Annotated in this window: 15 protein-coding genes; 6 read left to right on the top strand and 9 right to left on the bottom strand. The window is 73.6% G+C overall.

Annotated features, from left to right (window positions below):
• The 5 genes from KME66_RS21770 to KME66_RS21750 all read right to left on the bottom strand — a co-directional run bounded on the left by KME66_RS21770 (position 1) and on the right by KME66_RS21750 (position 9,850).
• The gene (locus KME66_RS21770) at positions 1-1,143 is read right to left on the bottom strand and encodes a glycosyltransferase (protein WP_216325012.1); all 1,143 of its coding nucleotides are present in this window, start codon (positions 1,141-1,143) and stop codon (positions 1-3) included.
• A complete protein-coding gene (locus tag KME66_RS21765; protein WP_216325010.1) occupies positions 1,140-4,001 on the bottom strand; it encodes a CDP-glycerol glycerophosphotransferase family protein in 2,862 nt (953 codons plus the stop codon). Before KME66_RS21765 ends, KME66_RS21770 begins: the two co-directional genes overlap by 4 nt.
• Positions 3,998-7,447, bottom strand: a complete 3,450-nt coding sequence (locus tag KME66_RS21760; RefSeq protein WP_216325007.1) for a bifunctional glycosyltransferase/CDP-glycerol:glycerophosphate glycerophosphotransferase — start codon at positions 7,445-7,447, stop codon at positions 3,998-4,000. The genes KME66_RS21765 and KME66_RS21760 overlap by 4 nt, the downstream gene beginning before the upstream one ends.
• 217 nt (positions 7,448-7,664) lie before the next feature.
• A complete protein-coding gene (locus KME66_RS21755) occupies positions 7,665-8,534 on the bottom strand; it encodes a TylF/MycF/NovP-related O-methyltransferase (protein ID WP_216325003.1) in 870 nt (289 codons plus the stop codon).
• A gap of 26 nt (positions 8,535-8,560) precedes the next feature.
• A complete protein-coding gene (locus KME66_RS21750; RefSeq protein ID WP_216325000.1) occupies positions 8,561-9,850 on the bottom strand; it encodes a CDP-glycerol glycerophosphotransferase family protein in 1,290 nt (429 codons plus the stop codon).
• Positions 9,851-9,951: 101 nt separating this feature from the next.
• Here KME66_RS21750 and KME66_RS21745 point away from each other — a divergent pair, with 101 nt between their 5' ends.
• On the top strand, positions 9,952-13,995 hold the full coding sequence (locus KME66_RS21745) for a CDP-glycerol glycerophosphotransferase family protein (RefSeq protein ID WP_216324997.1): 4,044 nt from the start codon (positions 9,952-9,954) through the stop codon (positions 13,993-13,995).
• A gap of 179 nt (positions 13,996-14,174) precedes the next feature.
• Positions 14,175-15,398 carry a hypothetical protein gene (locus tag KME66_RS21740; RefSeq protein ID WP_073215733.1) on the top strand — a complete coding sequence of 408 codons (1,224 nt, stop codon included), beginning with the start codon at positions 14,175-14,177 and terminating at the stop codon, positions 15,396-15,398.
• A 241-nt stretch (positions 15,399-15,639) separates the two neighbouring features.
• Here the strand turns inward: KME66_RS21740 and KME66_RS21735 are convergent, their stop codons facing one another.
• Positions 15,640-16,263 carry a TetR/AcrR family transcriptional regulator gene (locus KME66_RS21735; protein ID WP_073215730.1) on the bottom strand — a complete coding sequence of 208 codons (624 nt, stop codon included), beginning with the start codon at positions 16,261-16,263 and terminating at the stop codon, positions 15,640-15,642.
• A gap of 184 nt (positions 16,264-16,447) precedes the next feature.
• Here KME66_RS21735 and KME66_RS21730 point away from each other — a divergent pair, with 184 nt between their 5' ends.
• Together KME66_RS21730 and KME66_RS21725 are read left to right on the top strand one after the other, a co-directional pair.
• A complete protein-coding gene (locus KME66_RS21730; protein ID WP_216329535.1) occupies positions 16,448-17,368 on the top strand; it encodes an ABC transporter permease in 921 nt (306 codons plus the stop codon).
• On the top strand, positions 17,361-18,152 hold the full coding sequence (locus KME66_RS21725; RefSeq protein ID WP_073215724.1) for an ABC transporter ATP-binding protein: 792 nt from the start codon (positions 17,361-17,363) through the stop codon (positions 18,150-18,152). Before KME66_RS21730 ends, KME66_RS21725 begins: the two co-directional genes overlap by 8 nt.
• Positions 18,153-18,259: 107 nt before the next feature.
• Here KME66_RS21725 and KME66_RS21720 read toward each other — a convergent pair whose 3' ends face one another.
• Positions 18,260-23,266 carry an NAD-glutamate dehydrogenase gene (locus tag KME66_RS21720; protein ID WP_216324995.1) on the bottom strand — a complete coding sequence of 1,669 codons (5,007 nt, stop codon included), beginning with the start codon at positions 23,264-23,266 and terminating at the stop codon, positions 18,260-18,262.
• Positions 23,267-23,710: 444 nt separating this feature from the next.
• Here KME66_RS21720 and KME66_RS21715 point away from each other — a divergent pair, with 444 nt between their 5' ends.
• Positions 23,711-24,298 (top strand): DJ-1/PfpI family protein, encoded by a 588-nt coding sequence (locus KME66_RS21715; protein WP_073215719.1) that lies wholly within the window; start codon positions 23,711-23,713, stop codon positions 24,296-24,298.
• 149 nt (positions 24,299-24,447) lie between these two features.
• On the opposite strand, the gene KME66_RS21710 is transcribed toward KME66_RS21715, so the two are convergent.
• Together KME66_RS21710 and KME66_RS21705 are read right to left on the bottom strand one after the other, a co-directional pair.
• On the bottom strand, positions 24,448-25,134 hold the full coding sequence (locus KME66_RS21710; protein WP_216324993.1) for an HAD family hydrolase: 687 nt from the start codon (positions 25,132-25,134) through the stop codon (positions 24,448-24,450).
• Positions 25,135-25,185: 51 nt separating this feature from the next.
• Positions 25,186-25,692, bottom strand: coding sequence for a hypothetical protein (locus KME66_RS21705; protein ID WP_216324991.1), 507 nt, complete (start codon positions 25,690-25,692; stop codon positions 25,186-25,188).
• Positions 25,693-25,967: 275 nt separating this feature from the next.
• Here KME66_RS21705 and KME66_RS21700 point away from each other — a divergent pair, with 275 nt between their 5' ends.
• The gene (locus KME66_RS21700) at positions 25,968-26,456 is read left to right on the top strand and encodes an Rv3235 family protein (RefSeq protein WP_216324989.1); all 489 of its coding nucleotides are present in this window, start codon (positions 25,968-25,970) and stop codon (positions 26,454-26,456) included.
• Positions 26,457-26,493 lie beyond the last annotated feature (37 nt).

The following is a 26,493-nucleotide window of genomic DNA, read 5'->3' as shown; positions in this document are numbered from 1 at the left end:
TCAGCGTTCCAGGAACGCGAACAGCTCTTCCCAGCGGCGCAGGGTCTCCGGTTCGGAGAACCGCTGGACGCCGGAGCGGGCCCGCGTGCCCATCGCGTCGCGCAGCCGGGGGTTGCCGGTGAGCCGCAGCAGCCGGTCGGCGAGGGCGGCGACGTCCCCGGCGGGGGCGAGGAGCCCGTCCTCCCCGTCCCGGACGATCTCGCGCACCCCGGGCGCGCAGTCGAAGGCCGCGCACGGCAGTCCGGCGGCCATCGCCTCCAGCAGCGCGAGCGGGAAGCCCTCGCCCCGGGAGGACTGGACGAAGACGGAGGCGTCCGCGAGGGCCCGTTCCACGTCGTCGGTGCGGCCCATCCACTCCACGGACCCGTCGAGGCCGAGGCCGGTGCACTGCTGCCTCAGGGCTGCCTCGTCCTCGCCCGCCCCGTGGATGCGCAGCGTCCAGTCGGGGCGGGCGGGGGCGACCAGGGCCCAGGTGTCCAGGAGCAGGTCGATGCCCTTCTGGTCGCTGAGCCGGCCGATGCTGGCGACGGTCCTGGCCGTGCGCGGGGAGGGCACCAGCGGGAGGTGGGAGAGGGCGTTGGGCAGGAAGCCGACGTTGTCCATGCCGTCACCGGCCCACAGGTCCGCGTCCTCCTCGGTGAGGACGAGCCAGTGGTCGAGGTCCTGGTAGTGGTTCCTGATCCAGCGGTAGCGGTGGCTCGCGCGGGAGTAGTCGTAGGACTCGTGGCTCATCCCGATGACCCGCAGACCGGTGGTGTCGGCCTCGCCGACCCATTCCATCGCCCAGACCTGGGTGACGATGACGACCGCGCCGGGCCGGGCGGTGGCGAAGAGCTCCGAGAGCCGTCCGACCGCCTGCTTCTTGGCGGCGACCCGGGCTGCCTCCCGGCGCCGGGTGGGGATGCGGAAGCGGTCGCGGAGGCCGTGGGGCGTCCAGGGGGTCGGGGGGTGGGCCGGGTAGAGGGCGGTGACGGGGTGGCCGGTCGGCCGGGGCAGCGTCATCGTGAGGTCGGAGGCGTGGATGCCGACGGTGTGGACCCGGTGGCCCCGGTCCGCGAAGAGGCGGGCGGTCTGGTGCATCCAGGCAGTGACGCCGCCGAGTTCGTCGGTGCTGTTGGAGACGATGAAGATGTCGCGGCTCATCGGCCGGCCCCCCGGGCGTGGTCGGTGCTGTGGCGGACGCCCCGGGAGGCGGTGGTCCCGAAGACGGCGTCGACGGTCGCGCGGGCCGCGTCGCCCCGGTCGTAGGCGCCGAACCGCTGGGCGAAGGAACGGCGTTGCTCCGCGTACCGGGTGTCGGACTTCTTGAGTTCCGCGAGGTGGTTGAACAGCTCGTCCCGGGTGGCGGTCACCGGGCCCGGGGCCTGCTCCCGCAGGTCGAAGTAGCTGCCGCGCTCGGCCTCGTACGCCTCCAGGTCGGGGGCGAACAGGACGACGGGCCGGTCGAGGAGGGCGAAGTCGAACATGATGGAGGAGTAGTCGGTGACCAGCACGTCGCTGATGGCCAGGAGCTCGCTGACGTCGTGGTGGCGCGAGACGTCGACGACGCTGCCGGGCGGGCAGACCGGCAGCCGGGCCGACTCCAGGTAGTGGGCCCGCACGAGCAGGGTGTGGGTGTCGCCGAACCGCTCCGCGAACTCCCTGACGTCCAGCAGGAGTCGGCTCTTGCGCTGCTTACCGGGGCCGCCGCGGAACGTCGGGGCGTACAGCACGGTCTTCTTGTGGTCGTCGAGTCCGAGCGCGGCGGCGAGCGGCGGGCGCGGCAGCCTTCCCTCGGTCTCGGCCCGGGTGCGCTCCGCGATCAGGGCGTCGTTGCGGGGGTAGCCGGTGCGCAGGAGCCTGTCCTCGGGCAGCCGGTAGGCGCGGGCGAGGGTGGTCACGTCGTGCTCGGAGCGGACGAGGAAGTGGTCGAAGCGGTCGACGGCCCGCTGGAGCCGTTCGCGCTGCGGGGCGTTCTGCAGCCGTACGCGGTTCTCGTCGAGGCCCATCCGCTTGTACGCGGAGCCGTGCCAGGTCTGGAGGTACGTGGTGCGGGCGGGCTTGCGCAGGTGCTGCGGGAAGCCCTGGTTGTCGACCCAGTACTCGGCGCGGGCCAGCGCCCACAGATAGCGCCAGGACCAGCGGCGTACGAGGCGGGCGTCGTCCGGGAATCCGGCCGGGGAGGCGTCGTAGGACCAGGTGGCGTGGAGCTTGCGGCCCTGGCGGCGGATCTCCTCGTACAGGGCGCGCGGGCTGTCGCCGTAGCAGGTGCCCATGTGGCTCTCGAAGACGACGGAGCCCCGGCGCACCGGGAGGCGGGTGAGCCAGGTGTTGTAGGCGGGGGCCTTGAAACCCCGGGAGCGGTAGCGCTCCAGGCGCTTGCGCAGGGCGCGGACGAGGAGCTTCGCCTTGCGGGCGGGCCGGAAGCGGGTGGCGTAGCGGATCAGGCGGTGGGCGGTGCGGGCCGGGCGGTGGCGGGCGGCCAGCCGGAGCGCGAAGTGGTCCTTCAGGGTGATGTAGGGCTCCCAGGTGTCCCCGGCGAGCCGCCCGAGCCGGGGCCGCGCGGCGAACCGCACCGCTCCGGCCACCTGGTCCTGCGGGGCGAACAGGTCGCTGACGGACCGGACCCCGTCGGCCTCCAGGACCAGCCGCGCGTCCCACGCCGTGTCGCGGACGCCGACGGGGCGCAGGCGGCGCGAGACGTCGGCCCGCGCGCGCCAGATGATCCTGTGCGGCTCGTGCCGGACCGCTTCGGCCGGGAACGCGACGGCGCGCGCCCCGCCCCGGGCCCGGAACTCCACCGTGGCGGTGAGCGGGGCGCCGGGGTCCGGCCCGCTGTGCCCGGGCAGCACGAGAGCGCCTTCGAGGAGCAGACGGCCCTCGGCCGCCGTGCAGCGGGTGAGCCGGTTCATCAGCCGCATCTCGCCGAACCTGCGGTGCTGATGCCCGAGTTCGGTGATGTCGGCGACGGGCGCCTCCCCCTCACCGCCCCAGGTGACCCGCCCGCCCGCACCCGCCGTCAGCGGCGCGCACACGGTGGCCGGGCGGCTCAGCGCGTAGGCCGCCGCGAGGGCCCCTTCCGCGTCGCCCCGGCCCAGCAGGGTCACGGCGACCCGCTCCAGCGGCGGCAGGTCCGGCGGGACGGGCCCGGTCAGCGTGCGGGCGGCGGCGGCCGCGACCTTGTCGCGGCGCACGGCGGGCAGCCCGGGGAAGGACCGGACCAGCGGCACCAGATGATCCCGGGCGAACGCCTCCTCCCGCTCCGCGCGCAACTCGGGCAGCCCCCGGGCGAGGAGGGTGTTGGCGACCCGGCGGTGGACCTCGACCAGGGCGGTCAGGTCACGGGCCCGGTCGGGGACGGCCCGGCCGGTCACCACGAGCCGGCGGACCAGGGCGATCCGGCCGACCGATGCGGCGGCGAGCGGGCCGAAGAGGATCTCGCCGTGCGCCAGGTCCTCCTCGTACCGCAGGCCGTGCCGCCGGACGGCCTCGCGGCGCAGACAGAATCCGGTCACCAGGGCGTCCCGGACGACGAGTTGGGGGGCCTCGGTGAAGTGGGTGAGGGTACGGGAGCGGGCGAACAGCTCACCCTGCCACGACGGTTCCCGTTCCTTGCCGCTCTCGTCGGCGGTCCGGCTCCAGCGGCCGGCGACCAGGTCGGCGCGGCTGGTCTCGCCCGCCTGCCAGAGGTTGCGGCAGGCGTGCTGCTGGAGCCGCTCGCCGCTGCCGAGGACCAGGACGTACCGGCCGGTCGCGGCGTCGAGCCCCGCGTTGCGCAGGGCCCCGGTGGTGCGGGCGGCCGGGTCGGCGTGGACGAGGCGGACCCGCTCGGGTGCGCGGTCGGCGAGGGCGCGGGCGGCGGTGCGGACGGCCGGGGCGGCGGCGGAGGCGAGGACCACAAGGGCCTCGGCGGCACGCATCGACTGACCGAGGACGGACTCCGCGGAGGCGTGCAGGGCGTCGGCCCCGCCCGTGCCCTCGCCGTCCCCTCCGCAGGTGATCACGCAGCTGACGTCACTCATGCCCGCTCCCCCTTGAGCATCCGGTCCACGACCCGGGCGGCGGCGGTCCCGTCGTCGAGGTCGCAGAACGCCTCCCGGAACTGGGCGTAGGCCTCCCGGTGCCCGGCGGTGGCGGCGGACGGGTCGCGCAGGGCGGCCACGATCCCGGAGGAGTCGGGGATCAGCGGGCCGGGGGCGCGACGCTCGAAGTCGAAGCAGAAGCCGCGCAGGGTGTCGCGGTAGTGGGCCAGGTCGTGGGTGTGGAAGAGCATGGGCCGGCCGGTCTGTGCGAAGTCGAACATGATGGAGGAGTAGTCCGTGACCAGCACATCGCCGACCAGCAGGAGTTCGGCGGCGTCCGGGTGGCGGGAGACGTCGCGGACGAAGTCGGTGTCGGGGACGCTGCCGCCGACGAGGTAGTGCCGCCGGACCAGCAGGACGTGGTCGTCACCGAGGACGTCGCGGGCGTGGTCCAGGTCGAGGTGGAGGTCGGGGGCGTACCTCCCGCCCGCCCTGGGCCGGTCCTCGCGCCAGGTCGGGGCGTACAGGATCACGCGCCGCCCCTCGGGGATCGCGAGCCGTTCCCGTACGGCGGCGGCGACCTTGGACCGGTCGGAGGCGTACAGCAGGTCGTTGCGCGGGTAGCCGCACTCCAGGACCTCGCCGCCGTAGCCGAAGGCGCGGCGCAGAACGGGGGTGGAGAAGCTGTTCGGCGAGACGAGCACGCTCCACTGGGCGGACCGGCGTTCCATCGACGCCATGTACGCGGCATCGGCGTGCGGGGTGCCCGCGAGGTCGCGGCCGATGCGCTTGAGGGGGGTGCCGTGCCAGGTCTGGACGACGCACTGGCCCTCGGCCCGCTCGAACCACTCGGGGAGGTGGGTGTTGGTGACGATCCAGTGGCTGCGGGCCAGCGCCTGGTACCACTCGGCGCTGTGCAGGGCGACGGGCCGGACCCCGTCGGGCACGGCGGCCTGCTGGTCGCGGACCACCCACAGGTGCTCGATGTCCTGCTTCCTGGCCGCGAGTTCGCGGTGGATGGCGCGGGGCGAGTCGGAGAACTGGCGGCCGTCGAAGCTGGAGTAGAGGACGGCGGGGCGTGTGGCGGCCGGGGCGACAGTGCGGAGCAGGGCGTACCGTTCGCGCCGGACGCGCTGCCCGTACGGTCCCCGGTCGGCGGCCGCAAGCGCGCTGCCGGACTCCAGGACGAGCCGGTCGTGATGGCGGCGCTGGAGGGTGAAGTCCCGTCCTTTCTCGCACCGTTGGCGGGGCAGGGCGCTGTGCAGGGGGGTGCCCGGCCGCAGCGGGCGGTACGCCTCCGGGTCCCGCTCCCCCGGTTCGCGCAGGAAGAGGTACCAGCGTCCCTCGGCGAGCGGCAGCGCTCCGCCGGGCCCGTCGACGGCGGCGGGTGCGATGACGGCCCGGAAGCCGTCGCCCTCCCGCTCGACCCCGACGACGGCCTCCTCGTGGTGGCCGCTGTGGCGCAGGACGAGTTCGTGGGCGGTGCCGGTGAGGCCGGGGAAGGCCCCTTCGAGGACCAGCTCGCCCGACTCCGCCCAGCGGGCGGAGGTGACGACGGGCTGGACGGACCGGTCGGTGAGCACGAGGTCGCCCGAGGGGTTGGGGGACGCGTACACCTCGCGTCCGCCGGGCAGGGCATAGCGCCCGTCCTGGCCGCCGGGCCGGGCGGCCACGGTCAACGGCGCTCCCTCTCCGACGAGTTGGACGCCCCAGACGTCGTCCTCCCCCCGGAACGCGCTGAGCGGGATGTCCGCCGCCCGGCAGCCGGGCGAGCCGCGCAGGGCGAACTCCCGGGTCTCCTTGGTGCGCCACTCGGTGAGCCGGAGGGCCACCGGCCCGGCGTCGCCGAGGACCTTCACCTCCAGGCGCAGCGCGTCCTGGACCGCCGACTGCCCGGTCAGGACCGCGGCGACGCGTTCGGTGCGCAGCTCCAGCTTGTTGCCGGACAGGACGGGGACGACACGGGTCCGCTCGTCGGTGTGCACCACGGCGGGCGGGGCCGGGGTGCCGACGAGGCGCAGGGGCCCCCGGCGCGGCCGGCCGGCGCCGAAGACGACCGCCTCCAGCTTCCACGTCGTCCGTCCGCCGCCCGCTTTCCCGGCGAGCCTGCGCGGATCGACGACGGCGGTGAACCCGGCGCGGTCGTAGCGGTGCAGGGAACGGCCGGACCGGGCGGTGGCCTCGTCGCCGCCGACGGGCCGCAGGCGCAGCGGGATCAGCCGCCTCCCGGACCGCAGCCAGCCGAGCCGCGGGGGGCCGCCCGGGGCGTTGCGCACATAGGCGTACCCGGTCAGCCGCAGCAGCCCGTCCCGCCAGACGGCCTCGGTCAGGTGGGCGTGGACGGGCAGATCGGCGGAGGTCAGCGCGGTCGCGGCGGGTGGCAGCGGGTCGCGTACGGCCGCGTGGTGAGCGCGGGGACGGAGCGGTCCGCGTACGTGGAAGGTGTCCCGGTCCTTCTTCTCGTCGGCGAGGAGGGCGAGGAGTTCGGGGAGCCGGCGTTCGCGGATGAGCTGCCACTTGACCCGCAGATGCAGGGGCAGCGAGGCGAGGACGCCGGGTTCGACGGTGGAGGCGAAGGCGCCGGCGTGCTCCAGGAAGGCTTCGTGGAACTCCGCGTCGCCGTCCGGGAGGGCCTCGATGAACAGCCACAGGTCGCCGGAGAGCGCGTGGGCGTCGTAGCGGCGCTTGGCCTCGGCCGCGCCCGGTGCGTCACCCCGATCGGCGAGGAAGCGGCTGACGGTGGTGACGGCGGTGACCCGGTCACGGATGCCCCGGGGGACGGCCCGCCGCGTGGTGATCGAACCGTCGCGGTCGCGCCAGTGGTAGACGGGTTCCTCGACGACGTCGACCGAGCGGGCCAGGAAGTGGGCGGGCAGGACGACGGCGATGTCCTCGTACAGCACGCCCGTCGGGAAGGCGAAGGCGTGCTCGTCCCAGAAGGTGCGGCGGAAGACCTTGTTGCAGGCGATGCGGTCGCCGAGCAGGATCCAGTCGCGGGTGACATGGGTGGCCGGGCGGGCCTTCTCCATCGGCTTGCGGAACATCGGGGACTGTTCGAGATCCCCTCCGGCCCGCAGCCGCAGGACGTTGCCCGTGGCGAAGTCCGAGCCGGAGCGGTCGAGTTCCTCCAGCATCCGGGCGTACGCGCCGGGCGGGACGACGTCGTCGCTGTCGACGAACGTCAGGAACTCCGCACCGGGGTGGGCCTCACGGACCCCGGCGTTGCGGGCCGCGCCGAGTCCGGCGTTCTCCTGCCGGAACAGCCGGAAGCGCGGATCGCGTTCGGTGAACTCCCGTGCCAGCTCCGGCCCGTCGTCCGTGGAGCCGTCGTCGACGAGGACGACCTCCAGGTCCGCCATGGTCTGTTCGGCGAGCGAGGACAGGCAGGCGCCGAGGTACTCCTCGACGTTGTAGAGGGGGACGACGACGGTGAGACGGGGTGCCATCGCAGCGCACGATCCTTCCGGGGACGGGGGCTTCGGGGGCGTGGAGGGGCCGCCGGGGCCATGGAATACAACCCGGGCCGTGGTGACCGGTCACCCGAGGGGGCCCGTTCGGGTGACGGGAGGGGCGGAGTCGGGCGCCCCGGGGGCGCGCCGCCGACGCGTTCGAGCCCCGGGCCGGGGAGGGCACGGGGCTCGGCACGGCGGCGCAGGGCGCGGGTCAGGGCTTGACGGCGATCCGGCCCTCGTCCATGCGGAGCAGGAGGAGCCGCTCACCGGTCTTCTCCAGGAACTCGTCCACCGCCTGCCGCGATCCCTGCCAGTAGCCGTAGTCGTCGATCAGGAGGACCCCGCCCGGGACCAACCGCTCGTACAGGTGGTCCAGTTCGTGCTTCGTGGAGGCGTACCAGTCGGTGTCCAGGCGCAGGATCGAGATCTGGTCCGGGGCCTGTCCGGGGACGGTGTCCTCGACCCGGCCGCGTACGTAGTGCACGCGCTCCTTCGGGTACGGGACGGTGTCGAAGCCCGCCTTGACGTCCTCCAGGGAGGCGACCGCCCAGATCGGCCGGTCCTTGCCCTGGGCGTCGAGCAGTTCCTGGGCCGGCCGGCCGTCGCGCCGCAGGTCCTCGGCGGTGGGCGGAGTCATTCCCTCGTAGGTGTCGAAGAGGTAGAGGTCGCGCTCGGTCTCTCCGACGGACAGCAGGGTCCGGGCGCACGCCTGCATCGAACCGCCGCGCCAGACACCGCACTCGACGATGTCGCCGGGGATGGCGTGCCGGGCGATGTACCGGGTGGCGAGGATGAAGGCGTTCAACCGCTCCGGCGAGGTCATCGAGTACGGCTTGACCGCGCGGATGATCTCCTTCGCCTCGTCGTCGTAGTCCTCCGGGAACGCGGGGGCGGACTTCCTCGCCGGGGGCTTCGGAGCGGGCGCGGGCACCGCCGGGGCGTCCGGTGCCGGGGCGGGGGCGGTGCGGGCGGCGGGCACCGTGACACGCCTGAGCTGGTATCCGGTGAGCTGCTGAAGGACGCCGTTGACGGCGTTGCGCCAAGCCATGCCCCGGGACAGTACGCGCGGTTTACGGCTCATGTCACCTTTCGTCAACCTGTCATTGATTACGGTTCGCGGGGAATGCCGGGGCGGACGCGGACGTGGGGCCGGAGTGCCCAGGCCGGTCGCGGACCGGGGCCGGCCTCGTCCCGCCCGGCCGGGGCGAAGAACCGCCGCACGACACGTTCCGCGGCGTGCCCGTCGTCGTACGGGCAGAACCGCTCCCGGAACGCGGCGCGCAGCGCGGCCGATTCCGGGGAGCGCCACCGTCCCGTCCGGAACACGTCGGCCAGTTCGTCCGGGGTGGTGGTGACGGGGCCCGGGGTGTCGCCGGGCCGCCCGGAGAGCAGGTCGAAGTAGGTTCCGCGCGCGGCCCGGTAGGCGGCCCAGTCGGGAGCGTGGACGACGATCGGGCGGTCCAGGCAGGCGTAGTCGAAGATCAGGGAGGAGTAGTCGGCGATCAACGCGTCGGCGGCCAGGCACAGTTCCTCGACCCGGGGGTGCCCGGTGACGTCGATGACCTGCCCGCCGCGCGCCGCGTCGCCGACCCCGGCGGACCGCCCGTAGAAGTAGTGGGCACGCACCAGTACGACGTAGTCGGGGCCCAGCCGGCGCGCCAGCCGGTCCGGGTCGAGGTCGGGGGCGAAGCCGTCGCGGTAGTCGCGGTGGGTCGGGGCGTGGAGCAGGACGGTCCGCCCTTCGGGGATGCCCAGTCCGGCGCGGATCTTCGCGATGTCGTCCGCGGTGGCGGTGAAGTAGACGTCGTTGCGGGGGTATCCGAGGTCGAGCCGCTCGTAGGAGGCGCCGCGCGGGGCCGGGTAGACGCGGTCCCAGATCTCGGTGGTGTGCGGGTTGGCGGAGAGGCTGAAGTCCCACTGGCCGACATGGGCGAGGATCTTGCCGAAGTCGGTCTTGCGGGCGAGGACGGGATAGGCACGCTGGTCGAGCCCCATGGTCTTGAGCGGGGTCCCGTGGTGGGTCTGGAGGTAGCGCTGGCCGGGGCGTTTGGTGAACCCCCCGGGGAAACTGGAGTTGTTGACCAGGTAGGTCGCCGTGGCCATGGCCCGCCAGTAGGGGCGCGAGCCCTCGATGACGTACGGCACACCGTCCGGCATCCGGTCACGGTGGCGGGACGAGACGACCCACACGCCCCGGATGTGCGGGACCAGTTCGCGGGCCTTGGCGTGGATCGCGGCCGGGTTGCAGGCGACGCCCCGGTTCCAGTACGCCCCGTAGACCGCGAGGTGGGGGTCGAGCGGGCGGCGCAGGTCGGTGCGGTAGACGGCCCGCAGGGCCTGGCGGCGGACGGCCCTCTTCACTGACGCTGCGAAACCTGCGGATCCTCGGGTCGGCATGGCCGTTGAGCGTAGCCGCGGGGCCGGGAACCGGACGGCCCGCGTTCACCCGTTCGGGGCAGCGCCGGTGACCCGGGGGGCCGCCCTCTGTTGACCAGGACATGAAGCCACCGCTCCTCAGCGTCGTCGTCCCCGTCCACAACGTCGAGGCCTGGCTGGAGGACTGCCTGCGGTCGGTTGCGGAGCAGACCCTCGACACGATCGAGGTGGTGGTGGTCGACGACGGTTCGACGGACGCGAGCGGCCGGATCGCGGCGGAGTTCGCCGCCCGGGACGAGCGCTTCCGGCTGGTGCGGCAGGAGAACGCCGGGCTGAGCGCCGCCCGCAACACCGGCGTCCGGCACACCACGCCCACCGTCCCCTACCTGGCGTTCGCGGACAGCGACGACGTCGTCGTGCACGACGCGTACGAGCGGATGACGGCCTCGTTGGAGGCGACCGGTTCCGATCTGGTGACCGGCAACGTGTGGCGGCTGACCGGCCAGGGGCGGCAGCAGGCCTGGCAGTACCGCTGGCTGACGGGGCCCCGGCCGCGGACGCACATCACCCGGGATCCGCGGCTGCTGGCCGACCGGGTGGCGTGGAACAAGGTGTTCCGGCGCTCCTTCTGGGACGCGCACGCCTTCGCCTTCCCCGAGGGCAGGCTGTACGAGGACACCCCGGTGATGATCCCCGCGCACTATCTCGCCGAGTCGGTCGACGTCCTGGCCGAGCACGTCTACTACTGGCGGGTGCGGGAGGGCTCGATCACCCGGCGGCGTACGGACGTCCAGGGCGTACGGGACCGGATCGCCGCGTGCGAGCAGGTCAGCGCGTTCCTGGGCGAGCGGGACGCGGCCCAGCGGCGGGCGTACGACGTGTCCTGCCTCCGCGACGACTTCGGGTACTTCCTGGACGGCCTGCCGATGGGCGGCGAGGCGTACCGGGGGGCGTTCCTGGAGGGCGCGGGGGCCTTCGTCGACCGCGCGGGTCCCGAGGTGCTGAAGGGCCTGCCGGTGGAGCTGCGCATCAAGTGGCGGCTGGTGCGGGAGCGGCGCCTGGCGGACCTGCTGGAGGTCCTCGCCTGCGAACGGGCCAACGGGGCGGGCACGTTCGCCGTCGTGGGGCCGCCGGGGCGACGGCGGGCGGTGTACCCCGGCGTGCGCGGCGCGGACGCGCGGCTCGCGCGCCCGGACATCCCGGCGGTCGCACGGCTCCTGGAGGCGCGGTGGGGCGCGGACGGGAAGCTGCGGCTGCGTGGGTACGCGTATCTGCGCAACCTCCCCGCGGGGTCGGCGCGCGGGCGGATGACGGTGGGGATGGTCCGGGCGGAGCGGGGCCGCCGGGTGCGGCCGGTCCCGGTGCGGTCCGTCCCCGCCCCCGAGGCGACGGTGAACTCCGCTCAGGAACTGCACGGCTACGACCACGCGGGCTTCGAGATGGTCCTCGACCCGGACCGGCTGCCCGCGACGGCCGAGGGCGGCGGCGGGCTGGTGGGCCTGGTCCTGGCCGCGCCCGGAACGGTGCGCCGGGTCGCGGTGCGTGCGCAGGACGCGGGGGCGGACCAGCCGCTGGTGCACGACCTGGGCGACGGGCGGCGGGCGGTGCTGGACTTCCTCGGCGGCCGGCTCCGGCTGACGGTCTCGCGGCTGCGGGCGCGGGCCGAGGGGCACCGGACGGTCGCCGTCGGGACGGCGGGGACCGCGCTGGACATCGCGGGCCGGCTCCTCGACGGGACGACGAGGCCCACGGCGCTGGTGCTGACCCGCGAGGACGGCGGGGAGCGCTCCTGCACGGTGGCGTACGGGGAGGGGGGTCCCGGTCCGGAGGGGGACGCGTCCGGACCGGGCGGGATCGCGTTCACCGCGCGCGTGCCCCTCGCCGAGCTCGCGGATGTACCGCCCGCCGTGCAGCGGGCCCCCCGCGAGGTCGAGACGGCGGACGGGACGCGCTGGCAGGTCAGGCTGCTGCTCGACGACGGCACCCGGATCCCGCTGCCCGCCGCCCCGCACCTGCCGCCGCCCGCGTACGCGGACCCCGCCGGCCACCTGGTGCTGGACCTGGCGGGGCCGCCGTGCGCGAACCGGGTGGAACCCACGGCGGAGGGTGGCCTGCGGATCTCGGGTACGTACGCCCCGCCGGCTCCGGGGACGAGGGCGGGGGGAGCGGCGGCGGACGCGCCCACCGGGCGTCTCGTCCTGCGCCACGAGACGCTGCACGAGGTGATCCCGGTCGCGGAGGTGCAGGTGGCCGACGCGGCGCGGGACGAGGGCTCGCCGGGCGGTTCCGGGGCTCATGGGGGACCGGGCGGCTCCGGGGCTCATGGGGCTCCGGGCGGCCCCGGGGCTGCGGGCACTTCCTGCGGCCAGGGCAGTTCCGAGGCTTCCAGGACTCCGGAAGGTCCCGAAGCTCACAGCGCTCCCGGCGCCCCCGAGACTGCGGGCGCCTCCGGCGACCAGGGCGGCCCCGGGATCCTGGGCTCTCCCCGGGCTCAGGGCGGCCCCGGGGCCGTGAGCGATCACGGGGCTCACCGGGCTCCGGGCGGCTCCGGGACTCACGGGGCTCCGGGCGGCCCCGAGGCTGCGGGCAGTCCCGGGGGTCCGGGCGGCCCCGGGGCTCATGGGGCTCCGAACGCCCCCGAGGCTGCGGGCACTTCCTGCGGCCAGGGCAGTCCCGCGGCTCCCGGAGCTTCCGGCGATCCCGGCGCTGCGGACCAGTCGGCAACTCCGGGTACCGGCCCCACCCTCCGCTTCTCCGCGCTGATCGCCCCGCCGCTCCCGGAGGGCCGCTGGGAGGTCCGCCTGGACGGCCGCCCGGTCCGCGTCCTCGGCTCGGCCGCCGCGATGCTGCCGTGCGGGGGCGAGGACGGGGGCGCGCTGCGCCTGGAGCGGCGGCACGGCGACCGGCTGTCCGTCGTCGCGCCGCCCGATCTCCCGGCCGCCGGGCGGAGTGCGTACGGCAGGCGGCTCCTGCGCGCCGCGCACCACCCCGGCCGGCGCACGCCCGGCACACCCCGAGCGCTCCCGCTCCCCTCCGCACCGCGCACGCCCCGCGCGCTCCCGCTCCGCGACACCGTCCTGTACACGGGCGGCGACTCCCCGCGCGCCGTCCACGCCGAGCTCATGCGCCGGGGCACGGACGCCGAGCACCTGTGGGTCACCGGTACCACCCCCGGCCGCACGACCCACGTCCCGCCCGGCGCGCGGGCCGTCCCCGTGCACAGCGCCGCCTGGTACGAGGCGCTGGCCCGTTCGCGCCGCATCGTCACGGACGACCACCTGCCCGCCTGGTTCGAGCGGCGGGCCGGGCAGACGGTCGTCCAGACCTGGCACGGCACCCCGCTCGGCCGGTTCGGCTCCGGTCTGGCGGACTCCCTCTACGCCGACCACCAGCATCTCGCCACCCTGCCGCAGCGGTCGGCCCAGTGGTCGGTACTGATCTCCCCGAGCAGGTTCGCCACCCCCGTGCTGCGCCGGTCGCTCTCGTACGGGGGTGAGGTGCTGGAGGCCGGGTCGCCCGCCAACGACCTGCTGTTCCCGCCGGAACGGGACAAGGCCGCCGAGGAGGTCCGGCGCGGGCTCGGGATCCCGGCGGAGCACCGCGTCGTGCTGTACGCCCCGACCTACCGCGACCACCTGGCCCATCCCCCGGCCGCCGCGTCCGCCGACCGTACGGCCCCCGGCCCGTACCGCTGGGACCCGGCCCTCGACCCGCACGCCCTGGTCCGGGCGCTCGGCCCCGGGCACACCCTGCTGGTGCGCCGCCACCCCCGGGTCACCGGCAGCGTCCCGGCCGGGCCCGGCGTGCTCGACGTGTCGCACCACCCGGGGGCGGCGGGGCTGCTCCTGATCGCCGACGTCCTGGTGACGGACTACGCGGGGCTGATGTTCGACTTCGCGCTGACGGGCCGGCCGATGCTCTTCCACACGTACGACCTGGAGCACTACCGCGACACCGTGCGCGGCTTCTGCCTGGACTTCGAGACCCGGGCGCCGGGACCGCTGCTGGTCACGACGGAGGAGGTCGCCCAGGCGCTGCGCGACACCGACACGTCGGCGGCCCGCCACGCGGACGCGTACGAGAGCTTCCGCCGCGACTACTGCGATCTGGACGACGGGGGCGCGGCGGCCCGGGTCGCGGACCGGCTGCTCTCCGACGCGGAGTAGCCGCGTGGCGGATGCCGGGTCGCGTCGCCCGGTATCCCGGCGATCTACCTGGATGCAGACGGCCCCCACCGTCCCGCGCGCCCCTCGCCGTCCGCGTGGTCCCTGGGAATCCCTCCCCCGGATTCCCTCGGACGGGTGGCGGCGGGGAGAACGGGGCCACCGCACGGAACTCATGAGGTGTGCCTCTCTTCTCCGCCGCCTCCGCCGCGTCCTCCGCCGCCGACCTCCCGCCCGCCGCGACCGCGGGCGACGGGACCGACGAGGCCGCCCGGCCGTCCCTGTGGCTGCCGTCCCCGTACCTCGTGCTGGGCGGCCTGCTGTGGGCGGTGCTGTCGGCGGCGGCCTGGCGGGCGCCGCTGTGCTGCGAGGCCGGGCTCCAGGCGGCGGTCGTCGAACGGCTGCGGGTGAACCTGCTGCACCCGGCGTTCCCGATGACCGACCTCCCCGCCGTGGCGAGCGCGCACTACTCCCCGTACGCGCTGCTCCAGGGGCTCGCCGCCCGCGCCACCGAGCTCTCCGGCCCGTCCGTCGTGGCTCTGGCCGCGTCGGTGAACCTGCTGCTCCTGCTCACCGGGATCGGCCGGCTGACCCGGCTGCTGACCCCGAACCGCTGGGTTCCGGTGCTCCTCCTCGTTCCGCTGGGCCTGATCCACTGGGCGGACCCGGCCCGCTGGAGCGCGCCGACCACGTTCGCGGTCGCCGTCACCCTGCACGTGTGGGCGTGGACCGGTCGTATCGCCGCCCGGGTCGCCGAGCCGGGCGATCCGGCACCCGGCCGGACGCCCCGGTGGCGCGAGGCGGCCGGAATCGGGGGGCTGCTCGGGGTCGTCCTGCTGGTCCACCCGCAGACGGCGGTCGGCGCGGCGATCGGGTGCCTGACCCTGATCGTCTTCCGGACGCGGATCCGGATCCGGCCGACCGTGTGGCGGTGGGCGTTCGCCGCGGTGTGCGCGGTGGCCGTGGCGGCACTGTGGCCGTACTACAACGGGCTCACCGCACCGCGCGCCCCCTCCGACAGCCTGACGGCGGCGCCTTCGGCGGCGGAGGGCGTCGAGGCGGCCGGGGAGCCGTACGCCTGGGCGACCGCGTACGTGCCCCGGGGCGAGGTGGTCCTGACGGACAGCCGCCCGGCGATGTACGCGCTGGCCGGACACGGCGCGTACGTCCTGGCCGACGCGCTGCCGGACGCGGGGCTCGCGACCACGGAACGACGGGAGCGGAGCCGGGCGGTGGCCGCCTACCTCGACGCGTCGACCCCGCAGGCCGGCCGGGACGGGATCACCGCCCGGTACGGGGTGCGATGGCTGCTGCTGACCCGCCACCAGCGGCTGCCGGAGAACGCGACGGTGCTGGCGTTCAGCCCGCGCACGGGAGAGGTGCTGGCGCGGGTGACGACGGGCTGAACCACTCCCCCGCCTGCTCCTTGGCGGGGTGGGGGTGGTGCGGGAGTACGGCTCCCGGCGCGGCGCTCACCGTCCGGGCCGGACGAGCCGAGGCCCAGGAGCACGGCACCCTGGGCACGGCACTCTTCGTCCGGCCCACCCGGGCCGAGGCCCTGGATCACGGCACCCCGGGCACGGAACTCACCGCCCGGCCCACCCGAGCCGAGGCCCTGGAACACGGCACTCACCCACCGCACCGCTCTCAGCCGGAATGCCGGAGTGCGGCCACCGCCGAGGCGGCCAGGTCGTCCAGGTAGCCCTGGGGAAGCTCGCCGCGGACGACGACGAGCCGCCAGTACAGCGGGCCGACGATGAGGTCGAGCGCCCGGTCCGGATCGCTTCCCTCCGGCAGTTCCCCGCGGGCCACCGCCTCCCGCACCACCACGGCGGCGACACCCTGCTGCTGGTCGAGGAGGGCGGCCTTGATCGCCTCGGAGATCTCCGGATTGCGGGCCGCCTCGACCAGCAGGTCCGGGATGACCTGCGAGGCGACCGGGTGGCGCAGGGCGTACGCGGCCAGCTCCAGGACGGCGCGCACGTCCCCGTGCAGCGAGCCGGTGGCCGGGGCGGGCATCCCCTGGGCGGCGACGGCCGCGACCAGGTCGAGGACGAGCGCCAGCTTGGACTTCCAGCGGCGGTAGACGGCGGTCTTGCCGACCCCCGCGCGCCGGGCGATGCCCTCGATGGACATCCGGGCGAACCCCACCGCGGCGAGTTCCTCGAAGACCGCCGCGCGGATGGCGTCGGTCACGTCCTCCCGCAGGACGGCGGCGCCTGCGGGGGCGCGGCGGCGGGTTCCCCGTTCGGTGGTCATGGCCCGCAGCATAGTCGGCCACGACGAAACGGTTGCGTTGCGGCGTAGAAGCGTCCTACTCTCGGCGTTACGACGATACGGTCCCGTCCCAACGAGGGCGTCCCTACGGGACCGTGCCGTCCCGCCCTCCCTCCCCCGTCGCTCCATCGGTGTCGAAAGCGGTCGATCGTTGAGCCAGACAGCAGCCCCGCCCCCGGTGACCACCCCCTCCGAGGGCGCCCCGCCCACCGCCGTCCCCGTCTACGCCCCCGGTGAGCTGGCGGCCCTCGCGGCCCGGCACGGCCTGCAGGTCAGCGGCGCCCGGCCGTCGCTGCCCGCCTACGTCCGGCAGCTCTGGGGGCGCCGGCACTTCATCACGGCGTTCGCGACGGCCAAGCTGACGGCCCAGTACAGCCGGGCGAAGCTCGGCCAGATCTGGCAGATCATGACGCCGCTGCTGAACGCGACGGTCTACTACTTCATCTTCGGCGTCCTGATGGACACCAAGCGCGGGGTGGAGGACTTCGTCCCGTTCCTGGTCACCGGGGTCTTCATCTGGACGTTCACCAGCAGTTCGATCACCGCGGGCACCCGGGCGATCAGCGGCAACATCGGCCTGGTGCGAGCCCTGCACTTCCCGCGCGCCTCGCTGCCGGTGGCGCTGGCCCTCCAGCAGCTCCAGCAGCTGCTGTTCTCGCTCGGCGCGCTGGCCCTGATCCTGCTGGCGTTCGGCCAGTACCCGCGCCCCGCCTGGCTGCTGGCCGTCCCGGCTCTGGCGCTCCAGGCGCTGTTCAACACCGGCCTGTCGATGGCCGTGGCCCGCCTGACGGCCAAGACCCCGGACATCGCCCAGCTGACCCCGTTCGTGCTGCGGACCTGGATGTACTCGTCCGGCGTCATGTGGAGTCTGGACCACCTGCTGGCCGGCGACCGGGTGCCGCGGGCGGTGCTGCTGGTGCTGGAGTACAACCCGGCGGCGCTCTTCATCAACCTCATGCGGTACGCGCTCATCGACAGCTACACCGGGGCGCAGCTGCCGCACCTGGCCTGGGCGGCAGCCGCGGGCTGGGCGCTGCTGTGCGGCGTGGCGGGATTCGTGTACTTCTGGAAGGCCGAGGAGACGTACGGACGTGGCTGACGACAGGAACACCCCCGGGGACCAGCGCGTCCCGACGGTCGTCGTCGACGACGTGCACATCACGTACACGGTCAACGGCGCGCGTACGGGCCGGGGCAGCGCGACCTCGGCGCTCAGCCGGCTCACCTCGCGCCGCCGCGCCCCCGGCGCACGCCAGGTGCACGCCGTGAAGGGGGTCAGCTTCGCCGCGTACAAGGGCGAGGCGATCGGCCTGATCGGCTCCAACGGATCGGGCAAGTCGACGCTGCTCAAGGCGGTCGCCGGCCTCCTCCCGCCGACCCGGGGCAAGGTCCACACCCGGGGCCAGCCGTCGCTGCTCGGCGTGAACGCGGCGCTGATGGGCGACCTGACCGGCGAACGGAACGTGATCCTGGGCGGGCTGGCGATGGGCATGACGCGCGAGCAGATCCGCGCACGCTACGACGAGATCGTCGACTTCTCCGGCATCAACGAGAAGGGCGACTTCGTCACGCTGCCGATGCGCACGTACTCCTCGGGCATGGGCGCGCGGCTGCGCTTCTCCATCGCGGCCGCCAAGAGCCACGACGTCCTCCTGATCGACGAGGCCCTGTCCACGGGCGACGCGAAGTTCCAGCGCCGTAGCAAGGACCGCATCAAGGAACTGCGCGCGGAGGCGGGCACGGTCTTCCTGGTCAGCCACAGCAACAAGTCGATCACCCAGACCTGCGACCGGGCGCTGTGGCTGGAGGCGGGCACGCTGAGGATGGACGGCCCGGCCGAGGAGGTGGTGAAGGCCTACGAGGCCTTCACCCGCCGCACGTAGCCGAACCCGCCCGGCCGCGTCCGGCCGTCCGGCGCTTGAGGACACACCCCCACGCCGAGGGGCCGGCACCCACCGGGTGCCGGCCCCTCGGACGTACAGCGGGTCTGCTACGCGTGCGTGCGCAACAGCGTCCGCATCGTCCGCATGGCCACCGACAGGTTCGCCAGATCGAACGCGTCCGACCCCTGGATCTCCTCCAGCGTCGAGCGCGACCGGGCCAGGATCGCCGCGTTCTTCTCCTCCCACGCACGGAACCGTTCCTCCGGCGTGGCGGACCCGTCGCCCACGCTCAGCACGTCCGACGTGAGCGCCGCGTGCGCCGCGTACAGGTCCTCGCGGATGGAGGCGCGGGCCATGGACTGCCAGCGGTCGGCCCGCGGCAGCTCGATGATCCGGTCCATCAGCTGGGTGATCCGCAGCCGGTCCGCGAGGTCGTAGTAGACCTCGGCGACCTCCAGCGGCTCCCTGCCCGTACGGTCGGCGATGGCGACGATGTCCAGCGCCGGGAAGGCGGAGGAGAAGCCGGCCACCCGGACCGCCAGTTCGTCCGGCACCCCCGCGGCCGTCAGCTCGTCCAGGATCGAGTGGTACCAGTCCAGGTCGGCGCCCCGGACCAGCTTGGGCAGTTCGCTCCAGACCTGCTCGACGCCGTCCCGGAACAGGTCGATGGTCTCCGCGATGGCGACGGGCTGCGGCCGGTTGCCCAGCAGCCAGCGCGAACCGCGCTCGACCAGCCGCCGCGAGTGCAGCCGGATCCGGGTCTGGACGTCGGCGGCGACCTTGTTGTCGAGCGCCTCGACCGCGTCCCACACCTGCGACAGACCGAAGATCTCCCGGGCGGTGAACTGGGCCCGGACGATCTCCTCGATCGACGCCCCGGTCTCCTCCCGCAGCCGGTGCAGGAACGTCGAACCTGCGGTGTTCACCGTGTCGTTGACCAGGACCGTCGTGATGATCTCGCGTCGCAGCGCGTGCCCGTCGACCGCCTCGGGGAACCGCTCGCGCAGCTCGCTCGGGAAGTAGGCGTGCACCAGCTTCTGCAGATGCGGGTCGTCCGGCAGGACGGTCGAGACCAGCTCGTCCGCCGTCGTGATCTTGGTGTAGGCGAGCAGCACGGCCAGCTCGGGCTGGCTGAGCCCCTTCTCGTTGCTCAGCAGCTCCCGGATGTGCCGGTCGGCGGGCAGGAACTCCAGCGCCCGGTCCAGCGCGCCGTCGCGCTCCAGCCGGCGCATGAAGCGCTGCTGGGCGTGGAGCAGCGAGGGGGCCTGCGCGGAGGCGTTGGAGAGGGCGACGTTCTGCGCGTAGTTGTTGCGCAGGACGAGCGCGCCGACCTCTTCGGTCATGTCCGCGAGCAGCTTGTTGCGCTGCTTGACGGTCATGTCGCCGTCCCGGACCAGGCCGTTGAGCAGGATCTTGATGTTCACCTCGTGGTCGGAGGTGTCCACACCGGCGCTGTTGTCGATCGCGTCGGTGTTGATCCGGCCGCCGTTGCGGGCGAACTCGATCCGGCCGAGCTGGGTGGCGCCGAGGTTGCCGCCCTCGCCGACGACCTTGGCCCGCAGGTCCTCGCCGTTGACGCGGATCGCGTCGTTGGCCTTGTCGCCGACGTCGGCGTTCGACTCGGAGACGGCCTTGATGTACGTGCCGATGCCGCCGTTCCACACCAGGTCGACGGGCGACTTGAGGATGGCCTGCATCAGGTCGGCGGGCGTCATCTTGCTGACCGACGCGTCGATGCCGAGCGCCTCGCGGAGGTGCGCGTTGAGCGGGATCGACTTGGCGCTGCGCGGGTGGATGCCGCCGCCCGCCGAGAGGAGGCCGGTGTCGTAGTCGGCCCAGGAGCTGCGCGGCAGGTCGAACAGGCGGCGCCGCTCGGCGTACGAGGTGGCGGCGTCCGGGTTCGGGTCGATGAAGATGTGCCGGTGGTCGAAGGCGGCGACCAGGCGGATGTGCTCGGAGAGCAGCATGCCGTTGCCGAAGACGTCACCGGACATGTCGCCGACGCCGACGACGGTGAAGTCCTCGGTCTGGGTGTCGTGGCCCAGCTCCCGGAAGTGCCGCTTGACGGACTCCCAGGCGCCCCGGGCCGTGATGCCCATGCCCTTGTGGTCGTAGCCGGCCGACCCTCCGGAGGCGAACGCGTCACCGAGCCAGAAGTTGTAGGCGACGGCGACCTCGTTGGCGATGTCGGAGAAGCTCGCGGTGCCCTTGTCGGCGGCGACGACGAGGTAGGTGTCGTCCTCGTCGTGGCGGACGACGTCGGTGGGCGGCACGACCTGGCCGGCCACCATGTTGTCGGTGATGTCGAGCAGGGCGGAGATGAACGTGCGGTAGGCGGCGATGCCCTCGGCGAACCAGGCGTCGCGGTCCGCCGCCGGGTCCGGGAGCTGCTTGGCGACGAAGCCGCCCTTGGCGCCGACGGGCACGATGACGGTGTTCTTCACCATCTGCGCCTTGACCAGGCCGAGGATCTCCGTACGGAAGTCCTCCCGCCGGTCCGACCAGCGCAGCCCGCCGCGGGCGACCTTGCCGAAGCGCAGGTGGACGCCCTCCACGCGCGGCGAGTACACCCAGATCTCGTACGCCGGCCGGGGCGCGGGCAGATCCGGGATGGCCTGCGGGTCGAACTTCATCGAGACGTAGGAGTGCGGCGTGCCGTCCTCCGCCTGCTGGAAGAAGTTGGTGCGCAGGGTCGCCTTGATGACGGTGAGGAAGGACCGCAGGATCCGGTCCTCATCCAGCGAGGCGACCTGGTCCAGGGCCCCGTCCAGTTCCTCCAGGAGCCCGTCGGTCAGCTCGGTGCCGGCGCTCTGCCTGCCGGGCGACATGCGGGCCTCGAAGAGCGAGACGAGCAGCCGGGTGGTGTGGACGTTGTTGCGGAGCGTGGACTCCATGTAGTCCTGGCTGAAGGTCGAACCGGCCTGGCGCAGGTACTTCGCGTAGGCGCGCAGCACCATGGCCTGGCGCCAGTTCAGCCCGGCGCCGAGGACCAGCGCGTTGAAGCCGTCGTTCTCCGCCGCGCCCTTCCAGACGGCGGCGAAGGCCTCCTGGAAGCGGGTGCGGGCGTCGTCGGCGAGGTAGCCGCCGGTGCCGCCGGTCTGCGGCATCCGCAGCCCGAAGTCGTAGATCCAGGCGTGCGTGCGGTCCGCGCAGCGCAGCTCGTACGGCCGCTCGTCGACGACCTCGACACCGAGCTGCTGGAGGGCCGGGAGGACGGCGGAGAGGGAGACCTGCTCGCCGGTCCGGTAGATCTTGAAGCGGCGCTCGCCGGGGCCCGCGCCGACGGGCTCGTACAGGCTGAGGGCGAAGTCCTTCTCCCCCTCGCGGAGGGTTTCGAGGTGGACCAGGTCGGAGACGGCGGCGCGCGGCGAATGGTCGGCCTTGTAGCCCTCGGGGAACGAGTGGCCGTACTGGCGCTGGAGTTCGGCGGCGCGCTCCTCGCCCAGTTCGGCGGTGAGGGCCTCTCCGAAGCCGTCGGCCCAGGAACGGGCGGCCTCGACGAGACGCGCCTCGATACGGTCGGCGTCGGCGTCCGTGAGGTGCGGCAGTTCGGTGCCCGGGGGGACCCGGATGACGAAGTGCAGCCGGGAGAGGATCGACTCGGTGTTCCAGGCGGTGAAGTCGACGCTGGTGCCGCCGAGCTCCTCCTTGAGGATGTCGATCAGCCGCAGGCGTACGGCGGTGGTGTACCGGTCGCGCGGGAGGTAGACGATCGCGGAGTAGTAGCGCCCGTACTCGTCCTGGCGCAGGTAGAGCCGCAGCCGGCGGCGCTCCTGGAGGTAGAGGACGGAGGTCACGATGGAGCGGAGCTGGTCGACGGGCGTCTGGAACAGCTCGTCGCGCGGGTAGGTCTCCAGGATCTGGAGCAGGTCGCGCCCGTCGTGGCTGTTGTACGAGAATCCGGCGCCCTCGACGACCTCGGCGACCTTGCGGCGGATGACGGGCACCCGGCGCACGGACTCGGTGTAGGCGGCGGAGGAGAAGAGGCCGAGGAAGCGCCGCTCGCCGACGACGTTGCCCTTGGCGTCGAACTTCTTCACGCCGACGTAGTCGAGGTAGCTGGGGCGGTGCACGGTGGCGCGGCTGTTGGCCTTCGTCAGGACGAGGAGCTTGTGCTCGCGGGCCTTGGCGCGGACGTCGGCGGGCAGCCGGTCGAAGGACGGGCTGACCGGGTGCGCCTCGTCCTCGCTGTGCTGCGGGTCGGAGCGCAGGATGCCGAGCCCGGTGCCCGGTACGGCGGCCAGCGCGTCGCTGTCCTTCAGCTCGTACTCGCGGTAGCCGAGGAAGGTGAAGTGGTCGGCGGCCAGCCAGCGCAGCAGCTCGCGGGCCTCCTCGACCTCCTCGTCGGCGAGGTCGTCCAGCGGCTCGCCCGGCAGATCGTCGGCGATCCGGAGGGCGGCGTCGCGCATCTTGCCCCAGTCCTCGACGGTCTCCCGTACGTCGGACAGGACGCGCAGCAGGTCGGCGGTGATCTGCTGGAGGTCGGCGCGGTCGGTCTCGCGGTCGATCTCGACGTGGATCCAGGACTCGACGAGCGCGTCGTGCGGCAGCCCGGCCTTGTCGTCCTGGGACTTCTTGCGGGCCTGGGAGGTCTTCGGGGTGCCGGGACCGCCGGAGAGGACCTCGATGAGCTTGCCGGTGACATCGCGGCGGACGATGACCTGCGGGTGGATCACGAGGTGGATGCCGCGGTCCTGCCGGGACAGCTCGTTGGTGACGGAGTCCACGAGGAAGGGCATGTCGTCGGTGACGACCTCGACGACGGAGTGGCTGCAGGCCCAGCCGTTCTCCTCGACGGTCGGGGTGTGCACCCGGACGTTCGCCGTGCCCTGGGGGCGGTTCTCGGCCAGCCGGTAGTGCGAGGCAGCCGCACCGAAGACGTCGACGGGGTCACGGCCGCTGAGGTCTTCCTGAGCCGTGTGCAGGTAGTAGCGCTGGAGGTAGGCGAGCACCGTGTCCTGACCGGTGGAGGCGCCCGCGTCGGCCCCGGCGGCGGAGACCCGCGCCCGGGGGGCGCCTCCCGGGCCACCGACACCACCGCCCGGACCGTTGTCAGCTACCTTGGCGGCCCCTGCGAGCAGCTCGGCCTTGGCTTCGTCCAGCTTGGTCTGCATGTCCTCTGGCTCCTGTCGCGCGCCGTTGCGTGACGTAGGTGAGAAAAGCGACGTACCGCCACGACGCGGGGTTTCCGGTCTGGGTCGACGCTATGCCGCTTCGAGAGTTCCCCGGGACCACATGGGCCATTCTTGACGGCCGGTCCGGGGTCGGAAGATCGCGGATCGCCCGGGTGCTGTGGCACTCCGGGCGGCGGCCGGGGGCTTCGCTGCCCCCGAGGCATATCGCGCTGATCACGGCACCAGGCTATCTCTCCTGCACCCCACCGCGTCATGAGCTGCTTGTGTACAAAAGAACCCCCCGAACTTTGACACTCTGGACAGTGCGCCGCGCCGCCTTGGCGAACTTCCGGAACCGGGGCAATCTGTGGACAACGCCCGAACCAGGCCACCGGCAGACCGCGCGCCGACCCGCCGGGGCCGATCGCCCCCGAGGAGTCCGCCATGCCGCAGAAGATCCTCATCGTCACCGGCGACGCCGCCGAGTCGCTCGAAGTCCTCTACCCGTACCAGCGGCTGCTGGAGGAGGGGTACGAGGTCGACATCGCGGCTCCCGAACGCAAGACGCTGCGCTTCGTGATCCACGACTTCGAACCCGGCTTCGACACGTACACGGAGAAGCCCGGCTACACCTGGCCCGCCGACCTGTCCTTCTCCGAGGTCGACCCCGGGGCCTACGTCGCGCTGGTGATCCCCGGCGGCCGGGCCCCCGAGTACCTCCGCAACAACGCCGAGCTGCGGAAGATCGTCGGCGCCTTCTTCTCCGCGGACCGCCCGGTGGCCCAGATCTGCCACGGCCCCCTGATCACCGCGGCCACCGGCAACCTGAGCGGCCGCACCGTCACGGCGTACCCGGCGCTGGAGCCGGACATGCAGAGCGCGGGCGCGACGTTCCAGGACACGGAGGCCGTGGTGGACGGCCCGCTGGTCTCATCGAGGGCCTGGCCGGACCACGCGTCCTGGATGAGGGAGTTCCTGAGGGTGCTCCGCTCAAGCCGGTCGGGCACCCCTTCAAGCCCGTCCGACGATTGAGGACATCTTTCAGCTCAGCCACGCCCGGCCCGCAGGGGGGCCACAGTCCCACCCCGCCCGAACGCCCCTCCAAGCCCGCCCGGCGCTTGAGGACCGGGGCCCGGGGCAGCGCCCCGAAACCCCCACCAAGGCACCCCGCACCGCACCCGCTACGCGGAAAACGTCTCCGCCAACGCCACCGCCTCCCCCAGGCTGTCCACCACCGGCACCCCCGCCCCCTCCAGACTGCTCCGGCTGTGCGACCCCCCGGTGTACAGCACTGCCCGCGCCCCCACATGCGCGGCTGCCACCGCGTCGTCCAGCGCGTCCCCGATGACCACCACGTCCTGCGGCGAGAACCCGTCCACGCCGCCCGCCCCGGCCAGTGCCGCGAAATGCCGCTCCATGTGCAGCGCCTTGCTCCCGCCGGACGGGCCCGTGCGCCCCTCGACGCGGACGAACCGCGGCTCGATTCCGTACCCCCGCACGACCGGCACCAGCTGCTCGTGCCCGTACATGCTCAGCAGCGACTGGCTGCGCCCGGCGCGCTGCCACTGGTGCAGCAGCTCCTCCGCCCCGGCGGTGAGCCCGCAGGCCGCCCGCTGCTCCGTGTAGGACCGGTGGAACACCTCGTCCATCCGCTCCCACTCGGCCTCCGTGGGCAGCCGGCCCAGAAAGCGCTCGTAGAACCGGGGTATGGGGATGGTGTACATCTCCCGGTACTGCTCCAGCGTGATCGGCGCCAGCTCGACCTGCGCGAACGCGGCGTTCGTGGCCCGGATGACGGCGTGCGTGTCGTCGAGCAGCGTGCCGTTCCAGTCCCAGACCAGATGAGTGCGTGTCGTTCCGGAAGCCATACGGAGAAAAATACCCGCCGGGTCCGACAACGCCGCCGGCCCGGCGCGGACTCAGCGGATGAGCTGCGGAATCTCCTGGACCCCGAACCAGAGCAACTCGTGGTCCTCCGCCCCGTCCACGGTGAACTGCGCGTCGTCGTCACCGAGGTCCGCCGCCCCCAGGGCAGCCGCCGCGGCGGCCACGTCCTTCTCCGCGTCGTCGGCGTCCACGTGCACCGCCGCGGCCTTGGCCAGCGGCAGCGCGGCGGCGATCCGCACCTCACCGAGCGACGACGCGCTCAGCCCCTGATCCGGGTCGGCGACAGCGGACCCGTCCGGTACGTCGACGGCGACGACCACCCTGCGGCGTACCTCGTCCGGGCTCTGGGCGATCATCCGGAGCGAGGCGGCGGCTGCCCGGCTGAGCGCCGCGTACTCCAGCTCCTCGATGTCGTCGGAGACGTACCACTCCCGCAGCCCGGGGGTCACCGCGTAGGCGGTCAGCGGCCCGGGGCCGACCTCGCCCGCACCGTGCGCCGCTGCGAGACCGGAGAGGGTCAGGGGGACGTACACGCGCATGGCAGGCCGCTTTCGTAGGGGGAAACGTTCTCAGGATACGTGGGAGCGTCCCCTTTCGGGTTTCGGCAACCGGGGGCGTCCGTCCACGGCCGGCGCCCCGTCACCCCCGCCGTTGCCCTTGCCCCGCAAGGGCCGAACCACGGATAGGTGAAACCGTTCGCGCCCGATCGGCGCCGGAAGGCCCCTTGCGTCGCTGACGACCGCCCCCGTAGAAGATCCCCAACAAAAGTTACCGCCCGGTAGAAGCCGGGCCCGGTCATCGGGGGCGATGGATCATGAGCACGGACAGGACGAGGCCCGCCGGACGGCGCGACCAGAACGGTCCCCGATCAGCACCGGGCGGCCGCCGACCGGCCCCGAGCGGCCCCCGGTCGGTGCCTCCGCAGCGGTCCCGCAGGCTCCAGCCCCACCGGCCGCAGCGACCGCACCAGTGGTTCGCCGAGCGTCTGCTCGCGGTCCTCAGCGGCCAGCGCCCGGTGCACTGGATGCTCGGCCACACCATCGGCGAAGCCTACGACCAGCTCGCCGAACTGGCTCCCAGCACCCCGCTGAGGGCCACCCACGGAAGCCGCCCGGTCCTCCGCCACTGCCGCGGGGCCCAGCCCGTCACCGGGGTCGTCGAGGCGTTCGCCAGCATCGCGGCGGGCGACCGGGTGCGGGCGATGGCGTTCCGGCTGGAACAGGGTGCCGACCAGCGCTGGCGCTGCGCCGCCGTGGAGCTGGGCGGCGAACGTCTCACCGCCCGCGCCCCGGGCCCCCGGTGACCCCGCAGGGGCGGCAGACACGGCAGGGGCCGGACAC

Origin of the sequence: Streptomyces sp. YPW6 (assembly GCF_018866325.1) — a bacterium.
Classification (GTDB): Bacteria; Actinomycetota; Actinomycetes; order Streptomycetales; family Streptomycetaceae; genus Streptomyces.
Note: the sequence above shows the minus strand (reverse complement) of the source record. Positions and strands in the feature narration are given on the sequence as shown.